The 9,595-nt window shown below is 71.5% G+C and carries 12 protein-coding genes; 5 read left to right on the top strand and 7 right to left on the bottom strand.

The genetic code is table 11. From position 1 onward, the window contains the following. The 3 genes from J0695_RS35295 to J0695_RS35285 all read left to right on the top strand — a co-directional run. Positions 1-143 (top strand): TetR-like C-terminal domain-containing protein (locus tag J0695_RS35295; protein ID WP_206968858.1); only part of this gene is annotated, 143 nt, incomplete at its 5' end. A gap of 59 nt (positions 144-202) precedes the next feature. Continuing rightward, positions 203-1,240: a sensor histidine kinase gene (locus J0695_RS35290; protein ID WP_206968856.1), complete on the top strand. Its 1,038-nt coding sequence runs from the start codon at positions 203-205 to the stop codon at positions 1,238-1,240. Next, positions 1,237-1,902 carry a response regulator transcription factor gene (locus tag J0695_RS35285; RefSeq protein WP_206968855.1) on the top strand — a complete coding sequence of 222 codons (666 nt, stop codon included), beginning with the start codon at positions 1,237-1,239 and terminating at the stop codon, positions 1,900-1,902. The genes J0695_RS35290 and J0695_RS35285 overlap by 4 nt, the downstream gene beginning before the upstream one ends. Here J0695_RS35285 and J0695_RS35280 read toward each other — a convergent pair. Then, positions 1,863-2,141: a DUF6332 family protein gene (locus tag J0695_RS35280; protein ID WP_206968854.1), complete on the bottom strand. Its 279-nt coding sequence runs from the start codon at positions 2,139-2,141 to the stop codon at positions 1,863-1,865. The genes J0695_RS35285 and J0695_RS35280 overlap by 40 nt on opposite strands. Positions 2,142-2,223: 82 nt before the next feature. Further along, a complete protein-coding gene (locus tag J0695_RS35275; RefSeq protein WP_206968853.1) occupies positions 2,224-3,714 on the bottom strand; it encodes an MFS transporter in 1,491 nt (496 codons plus the stop codon). Between the two features lie 87 nt (positions 3,715-3,801). Between J0695_RS35275 and J0695_RS35270 the strand changes: the two genes are divergently transcribed. Next, a complete protein-coding gene (locus J0695_RS35270) occupies positions 3,802-4,200 on the top strand; it encodes a MarR family winged helix-turn-helix transcriptional regulator (RefSeq protein WP_206968852.1) in 399 nt (132 codons plus the stop codon). Positions 4,201-4,209: 9 nt separating this feature from the next. Here J0695_RS35270 and J0695_RS35265 read toward each other — a convergent pair whose 3' ends face one another. Both J0695_RS35265 and J0695_RS35260 read right to left on the bottom strand, forming a co-directional pair. Beyond that, complete coding sequence (locus J0695_RS35265) at positions 4,210-4,944, bottom strand: maleylpyruvate isomerase family mycothiol-dependent enzyme (protein ID WP_206968851.1); 735 nt, start codon at positions 4,942-4,944, stop codon at positions 4,210-4,212. A 21-nt stretch (positions 4,945-4,965) separates the two neighbouring features. Beyond that, on the bottom strand, positions 4,966-6,201 hold the full coding sequence (locus J0695_RS35260; RefSeq protein WP_206968850.1) for an MFS transporter: 1,236 nt from the start codon (positions 6,199-6,201) through the stop codon (positions 4,966-4,968). Positions 6,202-6,288: 87 nt separating this feature from the next. On the opposite strand from J0695_RS35260, the gene J0695_RS35255 reads away from it, so the two are divergent. Then, complete coding sequence (locus J0695_RS35255) at positions 6,289-7,509, top strand: ROK family protein (protein ID WP_206968849.1); 1,221 nt, start codon at positions 6,289-6,291, stop codon at positions 7,507-7,509. On the opposite strand, the gene J0695_RS35250 is transcribed toward J0695_RS35255, so the two are convergent. The 3 genes from J0695_RS35250 to J0695_RS35240 are packed head-to-tail and all read right to left on the bottom strand — an operon-like array spanning position 7,506 to position 9,556. Further along, positions 7,506-8,396, bottom strand: a complete 891-nt coding sequence (locus tag J0695_RS35250) for a phosphotriesterase family protein (RefSeq protein WP_307798868.1) — start codon at positions 8,394-8,396, stop codon at positions 7,506-7,508. The genes J0695_RS35255 and J0695_RS35250 overlap by 4 nt on opposite strands. Next, entirely contained in the window at positions 8,390-8,968 is a 579-nt protein-coding gene (locus J0695_RS35245) for a DUF4865 family protein (RefSeq protein WP_206968847.1), read from the bottom strand. Before J0695_RS35245 ends, J0695_RS35250 begins: the two co-directional genes overlap by 7 nt. 12 nt (positions 8,969-8,980) lie before the next feature. Then, positions 8,981-9,556, bottom strand: coding sequence for a TetR/AcrR family transcriptional regulator (locus tag J0695_RS35240; RefSeq protein WP_206968846.1), 576 nt, complete (start codon positions 9,554-9,556; stop codon positions 8,981-8,983). Positions 9,557-9,595 lie beyond the last annotated feature (39 nt).

The following is a 9,595-nucleotide window of genomic DNA, read 5'->3' as shown; positions in this document are numbered from 1 at the left end:
CCACCGTCTGGGCGCAGCTCTTCGGGCTCGTCTCCTTCGAGATCTTCGGCCAGTTCAACCGGGTCGTCGAGGACCGCGACGCCTTCTTCGCGCACGCCGCCGACGGACTCGCCCAGACCGTCGGTCTACTCCGCGGGGAGTAGGAGTGATCACCCCGGCGGGCTGACGCCCCGGCCGCTGCCGCCGGTCTAGCGTTACGGGTATGGAAGAGCAGCGAGCACACCCCTGGGGCGGACCGCCCTGGGCCCGTGGCGGAGAGCCCCGTTGGCAGCCGCAGTGGTTCCGGGGGCCGGGCACCCGGCTGCCCTGGTTCTCCACCCTCGTGCTCACCCTCTTCGTGCAGGCGGGCTCGACGTTCGCCGCGCACAGCCAGGCGGCNNNNCGCGCCGCCTGGTCGGCCGTCGCCATGCTCTGGGCCGGTCATCTGCTGGTCGCCCACGGGCTCTACCGCTGGCTGCCGCCCACCGGCGACAACGCCCCGCCCTGGGGACAGGAGCTGGTGGTGCTCGCCTGGGTGGTCGCCATCGTCGCCGCCTCCGAACTGGCGCGCGTACGGCGTGAACAGTGGGACCGGTCCCGTGCCGAGCGCGAGGCCGCCGAGAAGCGCCGCGCGGACGAGGAGCGGCTGCGCATCGCCCGCGAACTCCACGATGTCCTGGCCCACTCCATCTCGGTCATCAACGTCCAGGCGAACGTGGGACTCGCCCTCCTCGACGCCGACCCCGAGCAGGCCCGCACCGCCCTCACCACCATCAAGGCCGCCAGCAAAGAGGCCCTCGGCGAGGTGCGCCAGGTCCTCGACACCCTGCGCGCGCCCGGAGAGGCGCCCCGTGCGCCCGCCCCCGGACTCGACCGGCTCCCCGAACTCGTCGAGCAGGCGTCCGGCGCCGGACTGACCGTGCGCGTCGAGAGAACCGGCACCATGACCAAGCTGCCGCCCGGCATCGATCTCGCCGCCTTCCGGATCGTCCAGGAGGCCCTGACCAATGTGGTGCGGCACTCGGGATCGCGCACCGCACACGTCAGGATCGACCACGCCCCGGACACCCTCGGGCTCCGTATCGACGACGCGGGCCCCGCCACCGGCGGCGACGCGGGCGGCAGCGGCAACGGACTGATCGGAATGCGGGAGCGGGCGGCCGCTCTCGGTGGCACCATCGAGGCGGGTGCGCGCCAGGACGGCGGCTTCCGGGTCGAGGCCGTCATCCCGCTGGCCGCCGTATCGAAGGAGTCGCTGTGATCCGCGTACTGCTCGCCGACGACCAGGCCCTGGTCCGGGCCGGCTTCCGGGCGCTGCTCGGCGCGCAGCCGGACATCGAGGTGGCCGGGGAGGCCGCCGACGGCGACGAGGCGGTGCGGCTGGTGCGCGAACTGCGCCCCGACGTCGTACTGATGGACATCCGGATGCCGGTGCTCGACGGCCTCGCCGCCACCCGCCGGATCACCGGGGACCAGGAACTCGACGAGGTGAAGGTGGTCATGCTGACCACCTTCGAGCTGGACGAGTACGTCTTCGAGGCGATCCGCTCCGGGGCCTCCGGCTTCCTGGTCAAGGACACCGAACCGGAGGAACTGCTGCGCGCGGTACGAACGGTGTCCGAGGGCGACGCACTGCTCTCGCCGGGAGTGACGCGCAGGCTCATCGCCGAGTTCGCGGCCCGTTCCAAGGAGCCCGCGTCGGGGGAGGGCCTGAGCCAACTCACCGAGCGGGAGCGGGAGGTGATGGCGCTGGTCGGCATCGGCCTCACCAACGACGAGATCGCCCGGCGCCTGGTGGTCAGCCCGCTCACGGCCAAGACCCATGTGAGCCGCACGATGGTGAAGCTCGGCGCGCGCGACCGGGCCCAACTGGTCGTCATCGCCTACGAGTCGGGCCTGGTGCGTCCTGGCTGGATCGGCTGACGCGCGGGGCGGCCCCGGTAGGACCACAGGACGTACACCACCCGCACCACGAAGACGAGCGCCGCGGCGACGACGGCTGCCACGGTCAGCGCCCGCCGCGCGGTGCCGTCCAGATCGAAGAAGTACACCGGGCTGATGACACCGGCGAAGGTGGCCACGGCGACGAAAGCCGCACTGACCAGCGCATAGCCGATCTCCACGGTCATCGCGTCACGCTCGGCCCGGCTTCTGTGCCCCATACGGGAAAGTCTCACAGGCCTGCGGCCGACGGGCAAGGAACCCCTGTCGGTCGCAGGCCTGTTCGTGCGGTCCGGTGCGCCGTCAGTCGCGTACGGACACCGGCTCCGCCGTCTCCTCCCGTACGGGCTCGGACTTGGCGACCAGCACCGTGTGCTGCTCCGCGACCCGGCGGGTACGCAGCCCGGTCACCGTGATCAGCAGCCCGGCGACCGCGACGACGGTCACCACGACCAGCCCGGGACGGTAGCTGTCGAGCAGCGCCTGCGGGGAGCCGTCCGCGCTGCCGTGCGCCGTGATGACCGCGGTGACGACGGCCAGGAAGATCGCCCCGCCGACCTGGACCGAGGTGTTGAGCAGGCCCGAGACCATGCCCTGCTCGTGGTCGTCCACGCCGTTGGTGGCCTGGATGTTGAGCGAGGGGAAGGTCAGCGCGCAGGCCGCGCCGATCAGCAGCATGGTCGGCAGGATCACCGCCGCGTAGCTCGGGTCGAGGCTGATACGGAGGAACAGTGCATAGCCCACCACCATGAAGGCGAAGCCCGCCGCGATGAGCCGGGGTGTGCCGAAACGGTCCACCACCGAGCCGACCTTGGTCGAGGAGAGCGCCACCAGGGCGCCTGCGGGAAGGAAGGCCAGCGCGGTCTGCAGCGCGGACCAGCCGAGCACCGTCTGCAGGTACTGCGTGGCGATGAACTGGAAGCCCACGTACGAACCGAAGAAGGCGGCGGCGCCCAGTTGCGCCCTGACCTGGGAGCCCGAGCGCAGTACGCCGAGCCGGATCAGCGGGTGGCTGCTGCGCTGCTCGATCGCCACGAACGAGGCGAGCAGGAGCGCCACGGCGAGGAAGGAGAGCAGTGTACGGGCGGAGGCCCAGCCCACTTCGGAGGCCTGGACGACGGTGAAGACGAGCAGCAGCATCGAGGCCGTGCCGGTGACGGCGCCCGGCAGGTCGTAGCCGCGCTGTGTACGGTCGCGCTCGCTGCGCGGGATCAGCCTCAGGCCGAAGACCAGGGCGATGAGAGCGATGGGAGCGGGCAGCAGCATGGTCGAGCGCCAGCTCACCTCGGTGAGGAGTCCGGACAGCACCAGGCCCATGGAGAAGCCGGTGGCGGCGCAGGTGGTGTAGATGGAGAGCGCGCGATTGCGCTGCGGGCCTTCCTTGAAGGTCGTGGTGATGATGGAGAGCCCGGCCGGTGCGGTGAACGCGGCGCTGAGGCCCTTGATGAAGCGGCTGGCGATCAGCAGCGGCCCCGAGTCGACGAAACCGCCGAGCAGGGACGCCAGAGCGAAGACGCCCAGGGCGATCAGGAAGACCTGGCGCCGGCCGAGGAGGTCGGCCGCGCGCCCGCCGAGGAGCAGCAGGCCGCCGTATCCGAGGATGTAGCCGCTGACGATCCATTGCAGGGTCGAGGTGGTGAGGTGCAGATCGCTTGCGATGGACGGCAGGGCGACGCCGACCATCGAGACATCGAGGGCATCGAGGAACATCGCGGCGCAGAGCACGAGAAGGGTGCCCCACAGGCGGGGGCTCCAACGCTCTTGTGTGCCGGGGACGTTGAGCGGTGAGGTCATGCAGGGAACAGTACATGCACATGCATCGAGTGCAAGTGCATTTAATTCCTGTGCAACAAAGTGGCCGAACTCTGCTAACGTGCGGACATGGTGGTGAAGAAGACTGAGCGTGTTCTCGCGGACGAGTGGCGCGAGATCCTCGCACTCCATGCCCGCACCCAGTGCGAGCTGGACCGCGAGCTGCATCAGCACGGACTCGGCGCCAGCGACTTCGAGGTACTCGACGTGCTGTCGGAGAACGCGGCGGAGGACGGCGGCGATTCCTACCGTGTCCAGGAGATCGCCGCGCGCGTCCACCTCAGTCAGAGCGCGCTCTCCCGGCTGATCGCGCGGCTGGAGAAGGACGGCCTGGTGTGCCGCGGGATGTGCAGCGAGGACCGCCGCGGGGTCCGGGTCGTGCTCACCGACAAGGGCCGGGCGCGCCACGCCGAAGTGCTTCCGCTGCAGCGTGCGGTGCTCGCCAGGATGCTCCGGCCCGTGTCGTAGAGACGGGAGTCAGATCCCGGACTTCTCGCGCCACAGTTCCGTGAGCGCGGAGTCACCCGTCATGGTGGCCGTCGAGAGAGGCAGTCGGTTCCACAGCGCTGCGTAGAGCTGCTCGGCGGGGCCGGTCAACTCGCAGTCCGCCGCACCCTCTTCGCCGAGAACGGTCTGCGACGGCTCGCTGGTCAGCCGGCTCGTCCATACGGCACCCGTGTCGCTCGCCCGGACCCGCAGCGTCTTCGGTACGTCGCTGCGCACCTGGCTCCTGGGCCGGGCGTGGAAGAGACGCAGTAGTTCGTCGATGCCGTCGGCGGCGAACTCCGGCTCCAGTGCGCTGAGTTGTACACCCGCGGCCGCCTCGGCGTCCATCCGGTGGATCGCGGTCTCGTGCGCCTGACGGCGTGCCCAGAAAGCGAGCGGTGAGGGCGCGCGCATGAAGGTCCAGCACTCCAGATCCGCGGGCGCCTCCTGCAGGGCCGACACCAAGGCCGCATGGCCCTCGCGGAACCAGGTGAGCAACTCCTCGCCGTCAAGGTCGGGCTCGGCTCCGAGGGGGCGACGTGTGGTGTGGCCGTCCGCGACGAAGCCGGTTGCCCAGCGGTGGACGGTGCCGGTGTGCAACAGCAGGTCGCGCACCTGCCAGTCCGGGCAGGTGGGCACGGCGGCGTCGGTGCGTGCCCGCTCGGCGGCCGCGGCCAGCAACTGGCCCTCACGATCGAGTGACTTGATGTGATCAGCAATGTCCATGGGGGGATTGTGTCAGCGCCCTCAGGACGTGGAGGGTGCCGCGCTCCGTGCGAGGAATCCGATGAGTGCGGCGGTGGCGGCGAGCAGCGCCACGGTCGTCAGGGCCAGAGGGAGCGAGAACGCGTCCGCCAGGAATCCGATCGCGGGCGGCCCGAGCAGCATGCCGCCGTAGCCGAGTGTCGAAGCGGTGGCGACGCCGTTCGGGCCGGCCAGCGCGCCGGCGCGTGCCACCGCGACGGGGAAGATGTTGGCCAGGCCGAGCCCGGTCACCGCGAAGCCGACGAGCGCCAGCCAGGCGGTGGGCGCGAGCGCGCCGAGCAGCATTCCGGCGGCCGCTGTCAGGCCGCCCGCGACGAGGGTACGGGTCTGGCCGAGCCGCTCCAGGAGGGCCGTGCCGGTGAGCCGGCCGGCCGTCATGGCCAGGGCGAAGGCCGAGTAACCGGCGGCGGCGACGCCCGGGTGGGTGTGCAGGTCCTGTTCGAGGTGGAGCGCGCCCCAGTCGGCCAGGGCCCCTTCCCCGTACGCCGTACAGAGCGCGATGACGCCGAAGACGACGACCAGCCGTCTGCTGCGGCGGTCGAGCCGGCGCGATCCGGGCTCGGCTACGGTCTGTTCGGTGGCGGTCTGTTCGGGGGCGAGCGGGGCGTCGTACCGCAGCAGCACGCGACCGGCCGCGGCGGTCACGACGAGTCCGACGACGGTCAGGGTCAGCAGATGGGCGGTGGGGGAGAGGCCGCCCGCGACCAGTCCGCCGAGCCCCGCGCCGATCATGCCGCCGAGGCTGAACGCGGCGTGGAAGCCCGGCATCAGCGGGCGGCGCAGTGCGGCGACCACGTCGACCGCCGCGCTGTTCATGGCCACGTTGACGCCGCCGTACGCCGCGCCGAAGACCAGGAGGACAAGGCCGAGTGAGAGCGCCGAGTGGGTCAGCGGCGGCAGCGCGATGCTCAGGGACAGCAGGACGGCGCACACGACCGTCACCGTATGACTGCCGAAGCGGCGGCAGAGCCTGCCGGTGAGCGTCATGGTGATCACGGCACCGGCCGAGACCCCGAGCAGGGCGAGTCCCAGCGTGCTCGCCGACGCGCCGGTCTGCTCCTTGATCGCGGGGATACGGACCACCCAGCCGGCGAACAGGAAGCCGTCCAGGGCGAAGAAGGCGGTCAGGGCGGTGCGGAGGCGGGCCAGGGAGACGGCGGCGGGGTCCGCGCCGGTTGCCCCCGGAACGGCCGCACGTAGTTTGTTTAGTAGCGGCACAAATGAAGGATAGGGGCAGCGGTCCCTCCGTACAAGTGCGATACCGGAACGCATTCCTTCGCCCGGGATCATGCGAGACTCACCTCCATGAACGGCAAGGTGACGACGGCCAGGACCCGACTGGAACGCGGCCGCAGCGCGCTCGGACCCGCACTCGAACTGGTCCACACGGGCCGGGCTCCCACCCGTGCCGTGCTCACCGCCGAACTGGGTGTCACCCGCGCCACCGCCGGTGCGGTCGCCGCCGAGCTGGAGGCCCTCGGCCTCATCAGGGTGGACTCCAGGCCCGGTGCGGCGGCCGGGTCCCAGGGGCGCCCCTCGCACCGGCTCTCCGTCGACGCGAACGGTCCCGTGGTGCTCGCGGCCCAGGTGCACTCCGACGGATTCAGGGCCGCGCTCGTCGGCCTCGGCGGCCGTATCGTGGCGACCTCGCCCGGCGCCGTCACGGTCTCAGCCGACCCCGCGCAGGTCCTCGGTGAAGTGGTGGACGCGGGCGCCGCACTGCTCGCGGAGACCGGGCTCCGCTGTGTGGGCGCGGGACTTGCGGTACCGTCCGCGGTCGCCGAACCGGAAGGCACCGCCCTCAACCCGCTGCATCTCGCCTGGCCCGCGGGCGCCCCGGTCCGCGACGTCTTCGCGGAGCGGGTACGGGGCGCGGGCATCGCGGGACCCGCCTTCACCGGCAACGACGTCAACCTCGCCGCGCTGGCCGAACACCGCCACGGTGCGGGCCGCGGCGCCGCCCATTTGCTCTGTGTGGCCACCGGGCACCGGGGTGTCGGCGGGGCCCTGGTCCTCGACGGCCGTCTGCACACGGGCAGTTCGGGCCTCGCGCTGGAGGTCGGCCACCTCACGGTCAACCCCGAGGGCCGCCCCTGCTACTGCGGGAGCCGCGGCTGCCTCGACGTCGAGACCGACCCGCTCGCATTCCTGACGGCGGCGGGCCGCACCCCCGGCCCGGAGGGCTCGCTGCTCCAGCAGGCCCGCGATCTGCTCCGCAACGAATACACGGACACCGTGGTGCGATCGGCCGCAGAGGAGATCGTGGACCGCCTGGGCCTCGGCCTCGCGGGCCTCGTGAACATCCTCAACCCCGACCGCATCATCCTCGGCGGCCTGCACCGCGAGCTCCTGGACGCCGACCCGGAGCGGCTGCGCGCCGTCGTCACCGACCGCAGCCTGTGGGGGAGGAGCGGCGGAGTGCCGATCCTCCCCTGCACGCTGGACCACAACAGCCTGGTCGGGGCGGCGGAGTTGGCGTGGCAGCCGGTACTTGACGACCCCCTGGCCGCGCTCGCCCAGGCCTAACCGGCGAGAGAGAAGGCGCGCGCCGGGTTCGCGATCAAGATCCGCTCCACCAGCGCTTTGCCCAGGGTCAGTTCGAGCCGGGGACGCAGCCCGCGCAGCAGATATGGCATCCCCGGCGTCCCCGGCACCACGGTGTCCCCGCCGAGCAGCAGCCGGTCCCCATACCCCGCCTCGGCGAGCGAGGCCAGTACCTCCGGCAGCCGCCAGTCGGTGGCGTGGTTCGCCCGCGAAGGCCCGTCGAAGGCGAGGAACGCACCGGCCCGCGCCACCTCGTGATGCACCACGGAGTCGGGGGAGCGGTTGAGATGGCCGAGGATCACCTGCCCGGGCTCCACCGCCAACTCCCCGCACAGCAGGTCGAGTACGTCCAGCGCGGCCGTCCCCAGCTCCAGGTGTACGGCGATGGGCGCGCCCGTGCGGTGATGCGCGGCGGCCGCCGCCCGCATGGTCGTCCTGGCGTGCGCGTCCAGTTCGTGGAAGCTCCCGGCGACCTTGATCAGCCCCGCCCGTACCCCCGTCGACCCGATGCCCTCGGTCAGTTCGGTCACGAACAGCTCGGCGAGCGTATCGACGACCCGCCCGAGCGTCGCCGCGCTGTAGTGCACCGCCTGGTGCAGCCCCGTCGCGGCCACCACATGCGCCCCGGTCTCGCGGGCCAGCGTCACCAGCGCGGCGGGCTCGCGCCCGAGTCCGTACGGGGTCCACTGCACCACCGTCCGGCCGCCGAGCTCGCGGAACTCCCTCAGCGCGGTGCGCGCCCGCTGCGGGTCGTCGAGCTCCTGTCCCGGCAGCAGCGGACTGCGGATGAAGAGATGGTCATGCGCGTCGGTGACCCCCAACTCGCCTGCGGGCACGTCCCCGAGGACGGTGCGGACGACGCTCACCACTGCCTGCCCCGGCCCAGTGCGGCCCGCTCGGGCTCGCACAGATGCAGCACCTCGAAGCGGTCGCCGACCGCCTTGGGCGACCCCTCCCAGAGTGTGAGGTGCACCAGCTCCCAGTGGCGCGGGTCGACGGCGAGAGCCGCGCACACCACCCCGTGGATACGGGCCAGCCGCTGGGTCTCCCGCACCGCCTCGTCGATCACCGCGGCGAGGTCGCCGCCCTCCGGGATCCGCTGTTTGCGCCGTACGGCGTTGCGCGGAGCGGCCCCGGCCGCGAGGCCCTCCTCGTATGCCAGACCGGTCCAGTGCTGCACCTCCGGCCGCCCGAAGTCATTGGCGACGCCCTGGAATCCGGGCCCCCAGAGAAAGGCGTTCATGCCCTCGGGAGCGTTCCACAGATAGAAGGGCGCGTACTGGTTGACCGGTGAATCCTCACCGCGCTCGCGCATCAGGTACGCCTTGATGCCGAGCCCCGGGAAGTCGTCGAGCAGATGCCCCTTGGCCGCCACCCGCTTGCGGATGATCTCCATGTCGTAGTCGGCGGGGAGAGTGATCTCGTACTGCATGGCGTGCATGGGTCCGTCTCCTCAGGTGCGGGGTGCGAGCAGAGCGAGCAGTCCCCGGACCCCCGCGTCGAAGGCGGCCGGCGAACCGGACGCGCGAGCCAGTACATAGCCGCCCTGGACGGTGGCGACGATCGTCGATGCGATCTCTTCGGGCACCAGTGAGGCAGGGAACTCCCCGTCCCGCACGCCCTGTCGGACGACCTCGGCGAGCCGCCCGCGCAGCCAGGCGATCATCTCGTCGACCGGTGCGCGCAGTTCGTCGTCGGCGATGACGTCCGGGTCCATTGTGAGCCGCCCGACGGGGCAGCCGCGCAGGACGTCGCGCTCGCGCAGCAGATACGACGCGATCTTCGCGTACGCCGCCCCCTCGACCCCCAGTGTGGCCTCGGCGGTCGCGCGCAGCTCCTCGGCCGTGCGCCGGATCGCGGTGAGCGCCAGATCCTGCTTGTTCGCGAAGTGGTGGTACATGCTGCCCTGCCCGACGCTCGCCAGCTGCTGGATCGCCTTGGGGCTGGTGCCCACATAACCGCGCTCCCAAAGGAGCTCGCGCGTGGCCTCGATCAGACGCTCCGGAGTGCTCATGGACTCACTGTACATACCAGTAGGTACAGAAACCAGAGGTATGCGGGAAGCAGC

Source organism: Streptomyces beijiangensis (assembly GCF_017315755.1).
Taxonomy (GTDB): Bacteria; Actinomycetota; Actinomycetes; order Streptomycetales; family Streptomycetaceae; genus Streptomyces; species Streptomyces beijiangensis.
Note: the sequence above shows the minus strand (reverse complement) of the source record. Positions and strands in the feature narration are given on the sequence as shown.